Source organism: Streptomyces sp. E11-3, assembly GCF_046540415.1.
Lineage (GTDB): Bacteria > Actinomycetota > Actinomycetes > Streptomycetales > Streptomycetaceae > Streptomyces.
Genome location: NZ_JAZGRL010000001.1, coordinates 1,862,303 through 1,880,096 on the forward strand (window position 1 = coordinate 1,862,303; position 17,794 = coordinate 1,880,096).

A 17,794-nucleotide genomic window follows, 5' to 3' on the forward strand; every position below is an offset into this window, starting at 1 on the left:
CCGTGCCGTCCGTCCGACGCTTTGATAGTCGCACGACACGCCCCGTCTCGTCACCTGACTTATACCCCGGGGGACGGGGAGGACACGGAAGGCGCGGACGCCGCGGACGACTCTGAAGGCGCGGACGACTCTGAGGGCGCCGAGGAATCCGAGGACGCCGAGGACGCCGAGGGCACGGCGGCCGTCTTCCACTCCGGGTGTCCGGGCATCGGCGGCGTGGTCGGGGCGTACAGCCAGTCCCGGAAGAAGCCGCTCAGGTCGCGGCCCGAGACCTGCCCCGCCATCCGGACGAAGTCCGCGGTGGTCGCCGACCTGTCGGCGTACGTACGCACCCACCCGCGCTGCAGGCGGTCGAAGGCCCGCTCCCCGATCTCCTGCCGCAGGGCGTAGAGGACCAGTGCACTGCCGTCGTAGACGACCGGCCGGAACAGGCTGATCTTCTGCCCCGGCTCGGGCCGCTTCGGTGCGGCGGGCGGGCCGCCCTTCGCGCGCCAGCGGTCGGACTCCTGGTAGGCGTGCTTCATCCGTGCCCGCAGCGTGCGCCCGGCCCGTTCCTCGGCGAAGAGGGCCTCGTACCAGGTGGCGTGCCCTTCGTTCAGCCACAGGTCGGACCAGCCACGGGGGCTGACGCTGTCGCCGAACCACTGGTGTGCCAGCTCATGGACCATGATCGAGTCGACGTACCACTCGGGGTACTCGGGCCGGGTGAACAGCGCCCGCTCGAACAGCGACAGGGTCTGGGTCTCCAGGGCGAAGCCGGTCTCGGCGTCGGCCACCAGGACCCCGTACGTCTCGAAGGGGTAGCGGCCCACCTTCCGCTCCATCCACTCCACGTGGTCCGAGGTCTTCTCCAGCCACCGCTCCAGCTTCGCCCGGTCCTTGGCCGGTACCACGTCGCGCAACGGCAGCCCGTTCGGCCCGTTGTGCCGCACCACGGCCGAGCGGCCGATCGAGACCTGCGCCAGCTCGGTGGCCATGGGGTGCCGGGTGCGATAGGTCCAGGTGGTGTCCCGCGCGCCACGCCGCTGGGTGGTCGGCAGTCCGTTGGCGACGGCGGTGAGGTCCTTGGGTGCGGTGATACGGAAGGTGAAGTGGGCCTTGTCGGCCGGGTGGTCGTTGCACGGGAAGACCCGGTGGGCGGCATCGGCCTGGTTGGCCATGGCCAGACCGTCACTGGTGCGTACCCAGCCGCCGTCGGACGCGCCCGCGGGATCGCTGGTGTGCCGCACGGTGATCCGGATCGGGCTCCCGGAGACGATCGGGGTCTTCGGGGTCAGGACCAGGTCCTCGCCGACGCTTTCGTGGCCGGCCGCGGCGCCGTTGACGTCCACGGAGCGCACCGTGCCGCGGGTGAAGTCGAGGTTGATCCGGTCCAGCGGGGCGGTCGCCCGCGCGTCGATCTTGGTGACGGCGTCCAGCGGCTTGCTGTTGTCACCGCGGTAGATGAGGGCGATGTCGTACGAGGTGACGTCGTATCCCGGATTGCCCAGGTGCGGGAAGAGCGGGTCGCCGATGCCGAGTGGGGCGGCGGCGGGTGCGGGCAGGCTCGCGGCGAGCAGCGATGCGGAGGCGACGGCCAGCAGGGCGGCCCTGGTCCGGGGCGAGAGCAACATGGACCACGGCTATCAGCGCATGCCGCCCCCGCCGCGACGGCGCGCGCCCCGCCCACCCGAACGGGTCTGCCCGGGTTACTGCGTTGCCGTCGCCGAGTGCTGGGCGCGGCCCACGTCGTACACGCCCGGGACCTTGCGCATCGCGCGCATCAGCGAGGGAAGCAGGGCGGAGTCGGGGAGTTGGAGGGTGTACGTGTGGCGCACCCGCCCCTCGGTCGGCGGTTCCACGGTCGCGGAGACGATCTCCGCGCCCTCCAGGGCGATGGCCTCGGTCAGGTCGGCGAGCAGATGGGGTCGCCCGAAGGACTCGGCGAAGAGCGTCACCCGGCACTCGGCGGTGTCGTCGGGGTCCTCCCAGCGCACGCCGACGGGCTCGCGTCCTGCCGCGGCCATCCGCTGCACCGCGGGACATGTCACACGGTGCACGGTGACCACGCCACCGCGCACCGCGAACCCGGTCACCGCGTCCGGCGGCACCGGGGTACAACACCGCGCGAGGCGTACGGTCGCGCCCGGCAGGTCGACCACGGCGCTGGGCTGTCCCGGTCGGGTGGCGGCCGCGGTGAGCTGCGGCGGCCGGGGTGCGGCGGCCGCGGAGCTCTCCGGGAAACCGGGCTGCCGCTCGGCGGGCCCGGTGGCTTCCGGCGCCGTGGCCGGGTGCGTGGCGAACCAGCGCCGGATCGCGATCCGGGCGGCCGGGGTGCGGGTGTGGTCGAGCCAGTCGGGCGAGGGCCCGGAGCCGGTCTCCTGCGGAGCGAGCAGCAGTTGGACGGTGTCGCCGTCGCGCAGCACCGTACTGAGCGTCGCCAGGCGGCCGTTGACCCGCGCGCCGATGCAGGTGTGCGCGTCCTCGCCGTACTGGGCGTAGGCCGCGTCCACACAGCTGGCACCGGCCGGCAGGCCGAGGGTGCCGCCGTCGTTGCGGTAGACGGTGATCTCGCGGTCCTGGGCGAGGTCCTCGCGCAGCGAGCTCCAGAAGGCGTCCGGGTCGGGGGTCGCCTGCTGCCAGTCCAGGAGCCGCGAGAGCCAGCCGGGTCGGGTGGGGTCGGCGCGCTCGCCGTCGCCCGGTTCGTCGGCGCCGGGCGCGTACGGGTTGCCGAGCGCGACGACGCCCGCCTCGGCGACCTTGTGCATCTGCTGCGTACGGATGAGGACTTCGGCGACCGAGCCGTCGGGGCGGGCGACGGCGGTGTGCAGCGACTGGTACAGGTTGAACTTGGGGACGGCGATGAAGTCCTTGAACTCCGAGATGACCGGGGTGAAGCAGGTGTGCAGCTCACCGAGTACGCCGTAGCAGTCCGCGTCCTCGTTCACCAGGACCAGGACACGGCCGAAGTCGGTGCCGCGCAGCTCGCCGCGTTTGATCCGTACGCGGTGCACGGAGACGAAGTGCCGTGGCCTGATCAGGACTTCGGCCTCGATGCCCGCCTCGCGCAGCACGGCCCGCATCTCGTCGGCGATGTCCGCGAGTGGGTCGTGGCGGGCCGCGTTATCCCTGATGAGGGACTGGGTCGTGGCGTACTCCTCGGGGTGCAGGATCGCGAAGACCAGGTCCTCCAGCTCGGTCTTCAGGGCCTGCACGCCGAGCCGCTCGGCGAGCGGGATGAGGACGTCCCGGGTCACCTTGGCGATCCGGGCCTGCTTCTCGGGGCGCATCACGCCGAGGGTGCGCATGTTGTGCAGCCGGTCGGCGAGCTTGATGGACATCACGCGTACGTCGTTGCCGGTGGCGACGAGCATCTTGCGGAAGGTCTCGGGCTCGGCGGCGGAGCCGTAGTCGACCTTCTCCAGCTTGGTCACGCCGTCGACCAGATAGCAGACCTCCGCGCCGAACTCCGTACGCACCTGATCGAGTGTCACCTCGGTGTCCTCGACGGTGTCGTGGAGCAGGGATGCGGTCAGGGTCTTGGTCTCCGCGCCCAGTTCGGCGAGGATCAGCGTCACCGCGAGCGGGTGGGTGATGTACGGTTCGCCGCTCTTGCGCATCTGGCCGCGGTGCGAGGACTCGGCGAGTACGTAGGCGCGGCGCAGCGGTTCCAGGTCGGCGTCCGGGTAGTACGCGCGATGGGCTTCGGCCACATGGCCGATGGCGGCCGGCAGCCGGCCCCGTGCGGTGGAGCCGAGCAGCGCGGCCCGTCCCAGCCTGCGCAGATCGATACGGGCGCGGCCACGCTTGCGGGGTGTCGCGGGTGTGGCGGGATTCGCCTGCCCGTCTTCCCCCGCCGCCCGGTCCGAGGCGCCATGCGCCGCCCCCTTCGGTTCCGTACTCATGGGCACCTCCCGCAGCTCGACCGGCGGCGGGGCGGGCGGCGGCATCCCCCGACCGGGCCGGTGCTTGATGCTACCGAGCCCATCACGCGCCACTCACCGGCTCTCGCCCAGCATGAAACGGATCACCCATTCGAGCGAAGGTTCAAGGGATTACGGTACGCAGCCATTCCTCCGTGATTTCACCCTCCGCGACGATCACGGCGGGTCCGGTCATCTCGACGGCGCCGTCCGGCCGCTCGGTGATCACCAGTCGGCCGCCCGGCAGGTCCACGGTGTACGCCACCGGCGCACCGGTCACCGCGGGGTCGACGCCGTCCCGGCGGGCCGCGGCGACGGCCACGGCGCAGGCGCCGGTGCCGCAGGAGCGGGTCTCGCCGGAGCCGCGCTCGTGCACCCGCATCGCGACATGGCGCTCGCCGCGGTCGACGACGAACTCGACGTTCACCCCGTCCGGGTAGACGGCGGCGGGACTGACGGACGGCGCGGTGAACAGGCTGCCGGCGTGGTCCAGGTCGTCGACGAAGGCCACCGCGTGCGGATTGCCCATGTTCACGTGTCGCGTAGGCCAGCTGCGCTCGCCGACGGTGGCGGTCGCCTGCTCATCGGGGAGCACCGCCCGGCCCATGGAGACCGTGATGTCGCCGTCGGTGGCGCCGCCTTCGGTGCCCTTGGCGATGTGGACCCGCTTGACGCCGCCGCGGGTCGCGACGGCCAGGTCGCCCGCCGTGGCATGTCCGGCGCGCTGCAGATAGCGGGCGAAGACCCGTACGCCGTTGCCGCACATCTCGGCGATGGATCCGTCCGCGTTGCGATAGTCCATGAACCACTCGGCCTCGCCCGCCATGGCCCTGGCCTCGGGGTGCGCGGCGGAGCGCACCACGTGCAGCAGGCCGTCGCCGCCGATGCCGGCCCGGCGGTCGCAGAGTGCGGCGACTGCGGCCGGGGGCAGGTCGATGGCGTTGTCCGGGTCGGGAACGATCACGAAGTCGTTCTCCGTGCCATGACCCTTGAGGAAGGCGATCCGCGTGCTCATTCCTCGATCGTACGGGGTCGGTACGACAACCCCCGAGCCGTACGGCCTTGCAGCGCTTGAGTCACGGGCGCACTTGAGCCAGGGGAGCGCTTGAGTCAGCGGAGCCGGGCCACGCGCCACACGGCCAGTACGGCGACGGCGCCGACGATCAGGGTGTACGCGGCGATCACCCGCCAGTCCGGGCGGCGCCCGGAGCCGCGGCCCGGCAGTCCCGGCCAGGTGAGGCCGACGCGGCGGGCGGCCATCACGGCCCAGCCCGCGGCGCAGCAGCTGAGCAGCAGGCCGAGCATGGCCACGACCGCGCCGCCGTCGCCGAAGTCGAAGGCCAGCGGGAAGGCGAACATCAGGGAGCCCACGGTCGCGAGCACCACGATCGGCGCGGTCTGCCAGATCCGCATCCGGCGCTGCGGCCGCAGCTCGACCTCGACCTCGTTCGCGGACGCCGCCTCGGCGGCGTCGGTCTCGTCGGGGCCGTCCGCGACGACACCGCCGTTCGAGGTGTCGGACCTGTCGGTCAGCTCGGGGCGGTCGGCCGCCGCGGGGGCGCCGGTCGCCTCAGGACCGTCGGGACTCAGCTGTCCCTGGTCCTCGTGTGCGGTGTCGCGAGGGCTGGCCTCCATCGCCACGCGCCCTCCCAACTCGGACTCCACTGGCTCGATCGAAGCTTGATGATGGCACGCCCCCGCTGGCCCGGATGACCGCCGGAGCGTCCCGATGCCATCACGTGATCAGGCTGTAACCGCTCGTTCGACCAACGTCAGCGCCCGCACCGGGAGTTCCCGTCGGTCAGCGGCGGCACCGCTGAGCCAGTGCACCCGCGCGTCACGGCGGAACCAGGAGTCCTGGCGGCGCGCGAAGCGCTTGGTGGCGCGTACGGTCTCGGCGCGCGCCTCCTGTTCGCCGCACTCGCCCGCGAGCGCCGCGAGTACCTGCTGGTAGCCGAGCGCGCGCGACGCGGTACGCCCCTCGCGCAGGCCCTGCTCCTGCAGCGCGCGCACCTCGTCGACGAGGCCCGCCTCCCACATCCGGTCGACGCGCGTCGCGATGCGCTCGTCAAGCTCGGGGCGGGCGACGTCGACGCCGATCTGGATGGTGTCGTAGATCGAGTCGTGGCCGGGGAGGTTGGCGGTGAACGGCTGCCCAGTGATCTCGATCACCTCCAGGGCGCGGACGATACGGCGGCCGTTGCTGGGCAGGATCGCCTTGGCGGCGTCGGGGTCGGCGGCGGCGAGGCGGGCGTGCAGCGCGCCGGGGCCGCGCAGGGTCAGTTCCTCCTCCAGGCGGGCGCGGACCGCGGGGTCGGTGCCGGGGAACTCGAGGTTGTCGACGGCTCCGCGGACGTAGAGCCCGGAGCCGCCGACCAGGATCGGCCAGCGGCCGTCGGCGAGCAGCCGGTCGATCTCGGCCCTGGCGAGCTTCTGGTACTCGGCGACGCTGGCCGCCTCGGTCACGTCCCAGATGTCCAGCAGGTGGTGCGGGACGCCGCCGCGTTCCTCGGGTGTCAGCTTGGCGGTGCCGATGTCCATCCCTCGGTAGAGCTGCATGGAGTCGGCGTTGACGACCTCACCGCCAAGTCGCTGGGCGAGGAAGACGCCAAGATCCGACTTGCCGGCCGCGGTGGGGCCGACGACGGCGATGACCCGGGGGGTGGAGGCTGCGGTACTCACCTCCCCAGTCTCGCAAACCACGGGCCTGGACCCGAACGAGCGACGTGACGCGACGCGTCCGGGGTCGTTGCCTGTTGCGAGGTTCTGGCCGCCGGTTGTGAGGACCGGAGCCCCGGGCGACGCAATGGGACGCTCCGGGCGGCGCGGGATTTCGCCCGCACGAACAGCGTATGGAGTAGATATGGGCGTTTTTTCACGGTTCCGCCGCAAGTCCAAGGACACGGAGGAAGCGTCAACCGCGGAGGCGCAGGCGGCCACCCTCACGGTCGAGCCTGCGGCTGAGGCCGCGGAAGAGGCGGTAGAGGCCTCCGCGGAGGCCGCGGCCGACGGCGACGACGTCCCGGACACGGACGCGGACGCGGCGTCGGCCGAGGGTGTGGAGATCCCCAAGCAGCAGTCGGCGGACGAGGCGGCCGACAACGAGGCGGGCGAAGCCGCCCGCAAGTAGGCGGACGCACCGGGGTACGGCCGTGGGGCACCGCCCTCACGGCCGCCGCGGTGCGCGCGCCTGCCGCGGCCTCGGCCGGGCCGATCTGGCCGCGCAGCGCGGGAGGCCACGGCGCCGCGCCCGCCACGGTCTGGTCCGACGCGGCATGCTCACCACCGTCGGGCCGCCGTGGGCCTGGCGCGGTAGGCCTGGCACCCGTCGACGGCTGCGGGTACCCGCCACCGGCTGGGCGCGCGATGTGCCCACTGCCGCCTGGCCACGCGGTGCGCTCGCCGCCGTCTGGCCGCCGTTCGCCTGGCACGGCGCCCCCACNCAGCCGCAGTACACCCGGCACGGCGCTCCAACCGTCCACCGCAGGTGCCCGCCACCGACTGACTGCACGCTGTACTCGCCGCCGCACGCCCGCCACGACGCCCCCACCGCCCAACGCACGTGCCCCGCCGTCCTCTGGTGCGGTCGCCACGGTGCGGCAGTCGCCGTGTTCGCGCCAGCGCGTGCTACGCGGCCCACGCCGGAGCGATCGTGGCCGCAGGCCCACGGCCGCCGCGCGGTGCGCTCGCCCGCGTCCGGCGACCGCAGTCGCGCATCGGCCGCCACGGCGCGCCCGCCGCCGGCTGTCCGCCGTACGCCCGCGCCGCCAGGCCCCTACGACCAGGCCGCGACCAGGTACCCCACGCCGTACGGAGCGTCGTCGTAGAGCAGCTGGCCGCGTAGCGAGGCGTCCTCTGCCGCGCCTGCGAGTACCTGCCAGGGCGCGCGTCCGGCCACCTGGAGTTCGGCTGCCAGCCGTACGTCCAGGGCCATGAGCGCCGCCACGTCCGCCGCACCCAGCGCGCGGGCCGCCTCGGCGTCGAAACCCGCCGCCCGCTCGTCCAGATACCCCGGCGCCTTGAGCGTGCGGCAGGCGCTGGCGTCGCCCATCACCAGCAGGGCCACTCGCTCGGCGTGTGCCGCGAGGTCCCGTCCGACTTGCGCACACTGCTCGGCCGCGAGCGGTTCCCCCACACCGAGACCCTCTACCGGCGACGCGGACCAGGCCGTGCGCTCCAACAGCCACGCGGCCACCGCGAGCGACGGCGGAAGCTCACGCTCCGGGCGGTCGTCGGGTTGATCGGCCCCCTGCGGCTCCGGCTCCGACCGCCCGAGCCGGACGTCGAACGGCACCCCGAAGCCACGGAACGAACCCCGGGAACCCTGCGGATGCGGCCCCCGCCCGTCCCGCTCAGCCAGCCCGACGACGACCAGCCGGTCCGGCCGGGCCGCTGCCAGCACCGCGACGGCGTCGCTACAGGCCGCCCGCGCGGCGTCGAGTTCCGGCGCCGCGCCCGCGGCGACCTCAGGAACCAGCAGAGGCGGACAGGGACAGACGGCTGCGGCGACAAGCATGATCGGGAGCTTAAGCGCGTCGGGCCTGGGAGGCCGAATCCCACTCCACCGCACAGAGGCGGAAGTTGTCCGCATCGCCCTTACTCATGGCCCCGTCACACAAGAGCAGCCAGCCGTCCGCCGTCGCGTCCCGCCCTGTCACCGACCGCGGCGCCTGCCGAACAGCGGCCCGCGCTCAGCCCGCCGTGCCGCCTTCTCCGCCGCCTTGTGGGCCTCCCACGCCGCGCGCTCGGCGGCACGGGCCGCCGCTGCCGCCCGCTCGGCCTCCACGCTGTCGTACAGCAGCTCGGCGACCGAGAAGCGGCAGTGATAGGTGCGCATGGACCCCTCGCTGAGCATCAGAAAGCCCTCGGCGGTCCGGTACAGCTGGACGCTGGTCGGGTTCATCGGATGCTGGGACGTGTAGCTTCGCGCCAGCTTCTCCAACTGCGCGAGGGCCTCCTCGCGACTGCCCTCGACCCGCCCCAGCACCTGGGTGGCCCAGGTCTTGCGCTCCCCCATCCCGTCGTTCTCCTCGACGATGAGGCCCCACCGCGCCGCCATGCTTCCCCGTCCCCCGTACATCTCGTACACCAAACTCGTACGCCGATCCCGTACGCCGTACAGCTCCTGTACGCCGTACAGCCTGCCCGCGCGCCCCCTCAGGCGATGCCGCAGCCGCCCGTCGCCGCGGGCAGCGGCTCCGGAACGCCCACCTGCGGCAGGCCGAGCAGCACACCGGCCGGCTTCTCGGCGGGTGCCGCGTTCCGCTTCTCCCAGGCGTCGCCCGCGCGGGTGCGGCGCACCGCCAGTACCGCGCCCTCGGCGAGCAGGTGGTGCGGGGCGGCGTAGGTGATCTCGACGGTGACCACGTCGCCGGGGCGTACCTCCTGCTCCGGCTTGGTGAAGTGCACCAGGCGGTTGTCGGGCGCGCGCCCGGACAGGCGGTGCGTGGCCCCGTCCTTGCGGCCCTCGCCCTCGGCGACCATGAGGTCCAGAGTGCGGCCGACCTGCTTCTTGTTCTCCTCCCAGGAGATCTCCTCCTGGAGGGCGACCAGGCGCAGGTACCGCTCCTGGACGACCTCCTTGGGGATCTGCCCGTCCATCTCGGCGGCGGGCGTTCCGGGCCGCTTGGAGTACTGGAAGGTGAAGGCGTTCGCGAAGCGCGCCTCGCGCACCGTGTGCATCGTCTGCTCGAAGTCCTCCTCGGTCTCGCCGGGGAAGCCCACGATGATGTCGGTGGAGATGGCGGCGTGCGGGATCGCGGCGCGCACCTTCTCGATGATCCCGAGGAAGCGTTCCTGCCGGTAGGACCGGCGCATCGCCTTGAGCACGGTGTCCGACCCCGACTGCAGCGGCATGTGCAGCTGCGGCATCACGTTCGGCGTCTCGGCCATCGCCGCGATCACGTCGTCCGTGAAGTCACGGGGGTGCGGCGAGGTGAAGCGGACCCGCTCCAGGCCCTCGATCCGGCCGCAGGCACGCAGCAGCTTGCTGAACGCCTCGCGGTCGCCGATGTCGCTGCCGTACGCGTTGACGTTCTGCCCGAGCAGGGTGATCTCGCTGACGCCCTCGGCGACCAGCGCCTCGACCTCGGCGAGGATGTCGCCGGGGCGGCGGTCCTTCTCCTTGCCGCGCAGCGCCGGGACGATGCAGAAGGTGCAGGTGTTGTTGCACCCGACGGAGACGGAGACCCAGGCGGCGTACACGCTCTCACGGCGGGTCGGCAGCGTCGAGGGGAACGCCTCCAGCGACTCCGCGATCTCGACCTGCGCCTCTTCCTGTACGCGGGCGCGCTCCAGCAGGACCGGGAGCTTGCCGATGTTGTGCGTACCGAAGACCACGTCGACCCAGGGGGCGCGCTCCACGATCGTGTCGCGGTCCTTCTGCGCGAGGCAGCCGCCGACGGCGATCTGCATCCCGGGGCGCTTGGTCTTCATCGGGGCGAGCCGCCCGAGGTTGCCGTACAGCCGGTTGTCGGCGTTCTCGCGGACCGCGCAGGTGTTGAAGACGACGACGTCGGCGTCGCCGTCGGCACCCTCGGGGGCGCGGACGTAACCGGCGCCCTCCAGGAGGCCCGACAGCCGCTCGGAGTCGTGGACGTTCATCTGGCACCCGTAGGTGCGCACCTCGTACGTACGCTCCATGACGTCGCCCACTGCGACGTTGTCCACTGTTGCGACGTTGTCCACTGCTTCACTCCGGCCCGCGCTGCTCATGCGACAAGGGTAAGGGTCCCTCCGGCGGCCCTGGCCCGCCAGGCGCCGGTAGCTGTGACCTCGGGCATAGGGCCTGTCCGCACGCGGCCCGAGCTGACAGGATCGCGGGCATGTTCCCGGCACTCCCCCGCCTCGGCCGACGCCGTGCCCTGCAGGGCGCTGCCCTGGCCCTGGCCGTGTTCGGGCTGCTGGTGTGGTGGCTGCTGCCGCTGGGCCCGAAGTCGCCGAGCGGCGAGGTGGCCTTCAGTACGGGTGTGGAGCGCGGGGTGTACCAGCGCTACGGGCAACTGCTGCAGAAGGCGGCCGCGCGCGACCTGCCCGATCTCGAGATCCGGCTGCTCGGCAGCGAGGGGTCGCAGCAGAACGTGGCGCGGGTGGCGACCGGGCGGGCCGACATCACCATCGCGGCCGCCGACGCCGTCGAGAAGTACCAGCGGGACGGCCGCGCGGGCGCCGAGCGGCTGCGCGGGTGCGTCCGGTTGTACGACGACTACGTACAGCTGGTCGTACTCAAGGGATCGGACGTACGCGAGGCCGCGGATCTGCGCGGACAGAGGGTGGCCGTCGGGCAGCCCGCGTCGGGGGTGCGGCTGATAGCGGAACGGGTGCTGAGGGCGGCCGGACTCGATCCGGTGAGGGACATCGAGCCGGTGCCCAGCGGGATCAGCGCGGCGACCGAGCAGTTGGAGCGGGGGGACATCGACGCGTTCTTCTGGTCGGGCGGGTTGCCGACGACGATCATCCGTGAGATGTCGCAGCGGGTCGACATCCGCCTCGTACCGCTGGGCGACCTGGTGGACGAGCTGCACAGCCAGGGCGGTGTGTCCCGGAACTACCGGGCGGCCGTGATGCCCGCCGACGCCTATCCGACCGCGCAGGGCGGCACCGCCGTACCGACGCTCGCGGTGGCGAACCTGCTGGTGACTACCGACCGGGTGGACCCGGCCCTGATCGAGGGGCTGACCCGTACGATCATCGACAGCCGGGACCACATCGGCTCCCAGGTGCACGCGGCCCAGCTGGTGGACCTGCGGACCGCGATCTACACGGACCCGCTGGCGCTGCACGACGGGGCCCGCCGCTATTACCGCTCGGTCAAGCCCTAGCGGTACGGCCATGTGACGCCTGCTCCGCTCGGTCAAGCCCTAGCCGTACGGCCATGTGACGCCTGCTCCGCCGGTCTGGTACGCGGCACCGTCACCGTCACGCGCAGGCCGCGCGGGGTGTTGTGGGCGTAGCGGATCGAGCCTCCGCCCGCCGCGAGCAACGCGCGCGTGATGGAGAGGCCGAGGCCCGAGCCTGTGACGTTCTGGTGGCGGTTGCTGCGCCAGAAGCGGTCCCCGACCCGGGTGAGTTCGTCTTCGGTGAGGCCGGGGCCGCCGTCGGTGACGGTGATCGTGGAGGTGTCGCCGTTGGAGTCGGCCGTGACGGTGACGGTCTCGCCTTCGGGGGTGAACTTCAGGGCGTTGTCGAGCACCGCGTCCAGCGCGCTGGAGAGGGCGATCGGGTCCGCCCAGGCGGTGGTCGCGGCGAGTCCCTCGCAGGTCAGACGTACCCCCTTGGTCTCGGCGAGTGGGCGCCAGGCGGCGGCCCGCTCGTTGGCCAGCTCACCGATGTCGGTGAGCTGGAGGTCGGCCGCGGCATGCTCGGCCAGCGCCAGGTCGAGCAGGTCGTCGAGCACGCGCGCCAGACGCTTGCCCTCGGTACGGACCGAGGCGATCTCCTCGTTCCCGTCGGGCAGTTCGAGAGCGAGCAGTTCGATACGGAGCAGCAGCGCGGCCAGCGGGTTGCGCAGCTGGTGTGAGGCGTCGGCGACGAAGGCGCGCTGCTGCTCCAGCACGTCCTCGACGTTGTCGGCCATCTCGTTGAACGAGCGGACCAGGCTGCGGAGTTCCGGCGGTCCACCGGCGGCCGGCACCCGGGACTTGAGCCGTCCGGTCGCTATGTCGTGCGTGGTCGCGTCGAGGGTGCGTACGGGCCGCAGCACCCACCCGGTGAGCCGCAGCGCGGCGCCGATGGCGAGCAGCATCGCGGCGGCCTCACCGGCGCCGATGATCAGCCAGCCGCGCAGGATCTGCGAGCGCATCTTGCCGGTGGGCGAGTCGGTCACGACGACGGCCACCACATCGCCTTCGCGGATCACCGGGGACGCGATGTACAAGCGCTGCCGCTGCCAGGGCCAGACCTGCTCGGGGGCCTGTCGGCTCTTGCCGTAAAGGGCCTGTTCGTAGGCCCGCTCGGCCTGCTTGTTGTGGAGGATGCGCCCGTCGGGTGCGGCGGCCATGGACACGCCGTCGCGGTAGAGCACGGCGGACCGTATGCCGTACACCTCGTGGTAGCGCTCGAGTTCGCGTTCCAGCCGCTTGAGCCGCTCGTCCTTGCGTACCGGACGCGAGTCGGTCGAAGGCGAGTCGGTCGGACGCTCCGTGACGAACTGGGCGTGCCCGGCGAAGCGCGCGGTGTCGTCGATCCGGTCCACCATGACCCGCTGCTGCTGGGCCGCGGCCAGGCTCACCGCGAGCGGAAAACCGAGCGCGAGCAGTACGCCCGCCATGAGGACGATGAGCAGCGGGAGCAGACGAGTGCGCACCGGGTGGCCTAGCCGGGCGGATCGACGAGCCGGTAGCCGACGCCGCGCACCGTCTCGATCAGGGCGGGCATCCGCAGCTTGGAGCGCAGCGACGCGACATGCACCTCCAGGGTGCGCCCGGTCCCCTCCCAACTGGTGCGCCACACCTCGCTGATGATCTGCTCACGGCGGAAGACCACACCGGGCCGCTGCGCGAGCAGCGCGAGCAGGTCGAACTCCTTGCGGGTCAGCTGGACGCTCTCGCCCTCGACGGTGACCCGCCGGGTGGGGAGCTCGATGGCCACCGGGCCGAGCGCCAGAGAGCCGTCGCCGGGCGTGGTGCCGTCCTCGGCGGTGTTGCGGCGGCTGACCGCGTGGATACGGGCGAGCAGCTCGCCGGTGTCGTACGGCTTCACCACGTAGTCGTCGGCGCCGAGATTGAGCCCGTGTATCCGGCTGCGTACGTCCGAACGGGCGGTCACCATGATCACCGGAATGCCGCTGCGCTTACGGATCTTGCCGCAGACCTCGTAACCGTCCTGGTCAGGCAGGCCAAGGTCAAGCAGGACGACCCCGAACGGCGGCTTGTCGCACTGTCCGCCGCTGTATTTGTCGCTCGGCAGCAGGGCCTGCAGCGCCTCCTCGCCGTTGCGGGCGTGGACGACGTCGAAGCCGTGCCGGGCGAGGATCGCGGAGAGGGCGGCGGCCACGTGATCGTCGTCCTCGACGAGCAGCAGTCTCATTCCGGCCTCCCTCGGTTCATCACTCGTTTGGTCGACACTGACAGGGTGCACTCTCAGGTCGCGGGTGCACGCTCAGGTCGCGCGCAGGCATGCACTCTGGCATCCACGCCGATGGACGAGGACCCCGTCAAGTGCGTTCTGGTTACGGGGTTGTTCCGTTATGCAGCCGGTACGGAGCGCAGCGTCCCCTTCACGCGGTGTGTCCGGTTGCGGCCGGATCGTTATGCTCAATTTCCCCTCAGATATAATGACGCTGGTCGCGCCGGGTTATTACTGTCCTCTCCAACCGAGGAGGATGGAGCAACAAGCCGATGACCGAAGTATCGGCGGCCAAGGATGCCGTAACGGCGCCTGACGAACTGGTCGTGCTGAAGAACGTCAACAAGCACTTCGGCGCGCTGCATGTGCTCCAGGACATCGACCTGACCATCGCCCGTGGCGAGGTCGTGGTCGTCATCGGACCGTCCGGTTCGGGGAAGTCCACGCTGTGCCGCGCCATCAACCGCCTGGAGTCGATCGACTCCGGCAACATCTCGCTCGACGGCAAGCCGTTGCCCGCCGAAGGCCGCGAGCTGGCCAGGCTGCGCGCCGACGTCGGCATGGTCTTCCAGTCCTTCAACCTCTTCGCGCACAAGACGGTCCTGGAGAACGTCACGCTGGGGCAGGTCAAGGTACGCAAGAAGGACAAGCGGGCCGCCGAGGAGTCCGCCCGCGCCCTGCTCGACCGGGTGGGTGTCGCCAACCAGGCGGACAAGTACCCGGCCCAGCTCTCCGGTGGCCAGCAGCAGCGCGTCGCAATCGCCCGGGCGCTGGCGATGGAGCCGAAGGTGATGCTCTTCGACGAGCCGACGTCGGCCCTCGACCCGGAAATGATCAACGAGGTGCTGGAGGTCATGCAGCAGCTCGCCCGCGACGGCATGACCATGGTCGTCGTGACCCACGAAATGGGGTTCGCCCGCTCAGCCGCCAACCGCGTCGTGTTCATGGCCGACGGCCAGATCGTCGAGGAGACGACGCCGGACCAGTTCTTCACCAACCCCCGCAGCGACCGGGCCAAGGACTTCCTGTCGAAGATCCTGCACCACTGAGTACCGGGTCACCACTGAGTACCGGGTCCGCGTCCCGCACCTGAGTCCCGTACCACTGAGCTTTCGGCACCCCCGAAGAAAACAAAAGGATGTTCACCATGAATCTCCGCAAGGTCAGCGCTGCTGCCGCCACCGTTCTCGCCCTCTCCCTGACCGCCACCGCCTGTGGTTCCGACGACGGTGACGGCGGGGACTCGGGTGACGGCGGCGACGGCAAGAAGATCACCATCGGCATCAAGTACGACCAGCCGGGCCTCGGCCTGAAGACGCCGGACGGCTACACGGGCTTCGATGTCGACGTCGCGACCTACGTCGCCAAGGAGCTCGGCTACGACGCCAAGGACATCACGTGGAAGGAGACCCCGAGCGCCGACCGCGAGGAGGCCCTCAAGCGTGGTGACGTGGACTTCATCGCGGCCACCTACTCGATCACGGACGAGCGCAAGGAGAAGGTCGACTTCGCCGGTCCTTACCTCCTCGCCCACCAGGACCTGCTGATCCGCTCCGACGACAACATCGCCAAGGGCGCGGACATCAACGGCAAGAAGCTCTGCTCGGTCGCCGGGTCCACCTCCGCCCAGAACATCAAGAACGACATCGCGCCGAAGGCCCAGCTGAGGGAGCGCGGCACCTACTCGGAGTGCCTCGACGGACTGGCGAGTGGCGCTGTCGACGCCCTGACCACGGATGACTCGATCCTCGCGGGCTACGCGTCGCAGAACGAGTACAAGGGCAAGTTCAAGCTCGCCGGGCTCAACCTGAGCAACGAGAACTACGGCATCGGGGTCAAGAAGGGCGACACCGAGATGCTGGACAAGATCAACAAGGCTCTCGAGAAGATGGTCGAGGACAAGTCCTGGGACAAGGCCGTGACGGACAACTTCGGCCCGGCCGACTACAAGAACGAGCCCGCCCCGAAGATCGGCGACATCGTCAAGTGACGTTCGTCTGAGCTCATCGCTGGTACGCCGCCGGTATCCCGGCGGCGTACCACGCCATCAACACATCCGAGAGCGCGGGAGATCGTGTTCGACTTTCTTGAAGGCTACGACCTGCTCGGGGCGTTCTGGGTCACGGTGAAGCTCACCGTTTTCTCCGGAATCGGCGCCCTCGTCTGGGGCACGATTCTGGCCGCGATGCGCGTCAGCCCGGTTCCCCTTATGCGTGGTTTCGGTACCGCATATGTGAACATCGTCCGGAACATCCCCCTGACCGTCATCATCGTCTTCACCTCGCTGGGCCTCGCCGACATCTTCGGCGTCACGCTCGGCTCGGGTGGGGACTTCAAGACCCAGGACTTCCGGCTCGCCGTACTCGGACTGGCCACCTACACGGCCGCGTTCGTCTGCGAGGCCGTACGGTCCGGCATCAACACGGTCCCGGTCGGCCAGGCTGAGGCCGCTCGCGCGATCGGGCTCACCTTCACCCAGGTCCTGACCAACATCGTGCTGCCCCAGGCGTTCCGCTCGGTCATCGGGCCACTCGCCAACGTGCTCATCGCGCTGACCAAGAACACGACCGTCGCGGCGGCCATCGGCGTGGGAGAGGCCGCACTACTCATGAAGGAAATGATCGAGAACGAGGCGCAGGTGCTCCTCATCTCCGTTATCTTCGCGCTGGGATTCGTGCTGATCACGATGCCCACCGGCCTCATTCTCGGGTGGCTCAGCAAGCGGCTGGCGGTGAAGCGATGAGTTCCGTTCTGTACGACAACCCGGGACCCGCCGCCAAACGGCGCAACCTCATCTGGTCGGTCGTCTTCTTCGTCCTCCTGGCGCTGGGGCTGTGGTGGGCCTGGCGTGTCATGGACGACAACGGGCAGCTGGAGTGGGCCAAGTGGAGCCCCTTCCTCGCCGGTTCCGAGGCCTGGACGACCTATCTGCTGCCCGGCCTCGCCAACACGCTGAAGGCCGCAGCTCTGGCCATGGTCATCGCCCTCCCGCTGGGCGCGCTCTTCGGCATCGCACGGCTCTCCGACCACCTCTGGGTCAGCATCCCGGCCGGTGCGGTCGTCGAGTTCTTCCGGGCCATCCCGGTGCTCATCCTGATGCTGTTCGCGAACGTCTTCTACGACCAGTTCACCGACGTCAGCACCGAGACGCGCCCGTTGTACGCGGTCGTCACGGGTCTGGTGCTCTACAACGCCTCGGTACTCGCCGAGGTGGTACGCGCCGGAATCCTGTCGCTCCCCAAGGGCCAGACCGAGGCCGCCAAGGCGATCGGCCTGCGCAAGGGCCAGACGATGCGGACCATCCTGCTGCCGCAGGCCGTGACCGTGATGCTGCCCGCGATCGTCAGCCAGCTGGTGGTCGTCGTCAAGGACACCGCGCTCGGCGGTGCGATGATCGGCTTCGCCGAGCTGCTCGACGCCCGGAAGACGGCGGCGGCGTTCTACGCGAGCGTCATCCCCAGCTTCATCGTCGTCGCGGTGGTCTTCATCGTGCTGAACTTCGCCCTCACCAGCTTCGCCTCCTGGCTGGAGAAGCGGCTGCGCCAGGCCAAGAAGAGCACCGGCGCGGTGCTCGGCGTCGACGCGGTCGAGGAGCTCGCGACACCGGGCGCCCAAGAGCACCCGGACTTCCCCACTCCGGGGGACCGGCCACCGGACAAATCAGTCTGACGAGATGTACGGGACCGGAGGCAGCGGCGATCACGCCGCTGCCTCCGTCACTTGACGCAAGCACCCGCAATAGGTTGCATACGTTCTGTGATCGTGCACCTTGCTCCAACTGCCGGTAGCTGTACGTCCCGTGCACCCCGTGCGGCCTCCAGCGCAGG

Annotated in this window: 16 protein-coding genes; 6 read left to right on the top strand and 10 right to left on the bottom strand. The window is 70.7% G+C overall.

Features of this window, described 5'->3' with window-relative positions:
* Nucleotides 1–59 precede the first annotated feature (59 nt).
* The 5 genes from U9R90_RS08340 to miaA form a co-directional block, all read right to left on the bottom strand.
* Complete coding sequence (locus tag U9R90_RS08340; protein WP_411055753.1) at nt 60–1,613, bottom strand: M1 family metallopeptidase; 1,554 nt, start codon at nt 1,611–1,613, stop codon at nt 60–62.
* Nucleotides 1,614–1,688: 75 nt separating this feature from the next.
* Nucleotides 1,689–3,884, bottom strand: a complete 2,196-nt coding sequence (locus tag U9R90_RS08345) for a RelA/SpoT family protein (RefSeq protein ID WP_411055754.1) — start codon at nt 3,882–3,884, stop codon at nt 1,689–1,691.
* Nucleotides 3,885–4,026: 142 nt separating this feature from the next.
* On the bottom strand, nt 4,027–4,917 hold the full coding sequence (gene dapF / locus U9R90_RS08350) for a diaminopimelate epimerase (RefSeq protein WP_411055755.1): 891 nt from the start codon (nt 4,915–4,917) through the stop codon (nt 4,027–4,029).
* A gap of 95 nt (nt 4,918–5,012) precedes the next feature.
* On the bottom strand, nt 5,013–5,537 hold the full coding sequence (locus tag U9R90_RS08355) for a hypothetical protein (RefSeq protein WP_411055756.1): 525 nt from the start codon (nt 5,535–5,537) through the stop codon (nt 5,013–5,015).
* Nucleotides 5,538–5,645: 108 nt separating this feature from the next.
* Nucleotides 5,646–6,584 carry a tRNA (adenosine(37)-N6)-dimethylallyltransferase MiaA gene (gene miaA / locus U9R90_RS08360; protein WP_411055757.1) on the bottom strand — a complete coding sequence of 313 codons (939 nt, stop codon included), beginning with the start codon at nt 6,582–6,584 and terminating at the stop codon, nt 5,646–5,648.
* Between the two features lie 181 nt (nt 6,585–6,765).
* Between miaA and U9R90_RS08365 the strand changes: the two genes are divergently transcribed.
* Complete coding sequence (locus tag U9R90_RS08365; RefSeq protein WP_411055758.1) at nt 6,766–7,032, top strand: hypothetical protein; 267 nt, start codon at nt 6,766–6,768, stop codon at nt 7,030–7,032.
* Nucleotides 7,033–7,677: 645 nt separating this feature from the next.
* Here the strand turns inward: U9R90_RS08365 and U9R90_RS08370 are convergent.
* The 3 genes from U9R90_RS08370 to miaB form a co-directional block, all read right to left on the bottom strand.
* The gene (locus tag U9R90_RS08370; RefSeq protein WP_411055759.1) at nt 7,678–8,418 is read right to left on the bottom strand and encodes a class III extradiol dioxygenase subunit B-like domain-containing protein; all 741 of its coding nucleotides are present in this window, start codon (nt 8,416–8,418) and stop codon (nt 7,678–7,680) included.
* Between the two features lie 138 nt (nt 8,419–8,556).
* Entirely contained in the window at nt 8,557–8,961 is a 405-nt protein-coding gene (locus U9R90_RS08375) for a hypothetical protein (protein WP_411055760.1), read from the bottom strand.
* Between the two features lie 98 nt (nt 8,962–9,059).
* On the bottom strand, nt 9,060–10,616 hold the full coding sequence (miaB, locus tag U9R90_RS08380) for a tRNA (N6-isopentenyl adenosine(37)-C2)-methylthiotransferase MiaB (RefSeq protein ID WP_411055761.1): 1,557 nt from the start codon (nt 10,614–10,616) through the stop codon (nt 9,060–9,062).
* A gap of 110 nt (nt 10,617–10,726) precedes the next feature.
* On the opposite strand from miaB, the gene U9R90_RS08385 reads away from it, so the two are divergent.
* Nucleotides 10,727–11,722 (top strand): TAXI family TRAP transporter solute-binding subunit, encoded by a 996-nt coding sequence (locus U9R90_RS08385; RefSeq protein WP_411055762.1) that lies wholly within the window; start codon nt 10,727–10,729, stop codon nt 11,720–11,722.
* Nucleotides 11,723–11,754: 32 nt separating this feature from the next.
* Here the strand turns inward: U9R90_RS08385 and U9R90_RS08390 are convergent, their stop codons facing one another.
* Together U9R90_RS08390 and U9R90_RS08395 are read right to left on the bottom strand one after the other, a co-directional pair.
* The gene (locus U9R90_RS08390; RefSeq protein ID WP_411055763.1) at nt 11,755–13,206 is read right to left on the bottom strand and encodes an ATP-binding protein; all 1,452 of its coding nucleotides are present in this window, start codon (nt 13,204–13,206) and stop codon (nt 11,755–11,757) included.
* A gap of 8 nt (nt 13,207–13,214) precedes the next feature.
* On the bottom strand, nt 13,215–13,928 hold the full coding sequence (locus tag U9R90_RS08395) for a response regulator transcription factor (protein WP_411055764.1): 714 nt from the start codon (nt 13,926–13,928) through the stop codon (nt 13,215–13,217).
* 311 nt (nt 13,929–14,239) lie between these two features.
* Here U9R90_RS08395 and U9R90_RS08400 point away from each other — a divergent pair, with 311 nt between their 5' ends.
* The 4 genes from U9R90_RS08400 (at nt 14,240) to U9R90_RS08415 (ending at nt 17,636) form a co-directional block, all read left to right on the top strand.
* A complete protein-coding gene (locus U9R90_RS08400) occupies nt 14,240–15,016 on the top strand; it encodes an amino acid ABC transporter ATP-binding protein (RefSeq protein ID WP_411055765.1) in 777 nt (258 codons plus the stop codon).
* Between the two features lie 98 nt (nt 15,017–15,114).
* Nucleotides 15,115–15,957 carry a glutamate ABC transporter substrate-binding protein gene (locus U9R90_RS08405; protein ID WP_411055766.1) on the top strand — a complete coding sequence of 281 codons (843 nt, stop codon included), beginning with the start codon at nt 15,115–15,117 and terminating at the stop codon, nt 15,955–15,957.
* A gap of 84 nt (nt 15,958–16,041) precedes the next feature.
* The gene (locus tag U9R90_RS08410; protein ID WP_411055767.1) at nt 16,042–16,710 is read left to right on the top strand and encodes an amino acid ABC transporter permease; all 669 of its coding nucleotides are present in this window, start codon (nt 16,042–16,044) and stop codon (nt 16,708–16,710) included.
* The gene (locus U9R90_RS08415; protein ID WP_411055768.1) at nt 16,707–17,636 is read left to right on the top strand and encodes an amino acid ABC transporter permease; all 930 of its coding nucleotides are present in this window, start codon (nt 16,707–16,709) and stop codon (nt 17,634–17,636) included. Before U9R90_RS08410 ends, U9R90_RS08415 begins: the two co-directional genes overlap by 4 nt.
* Nucleotides 17,637–17,794 lie beyond the last annotated feature (158 nt).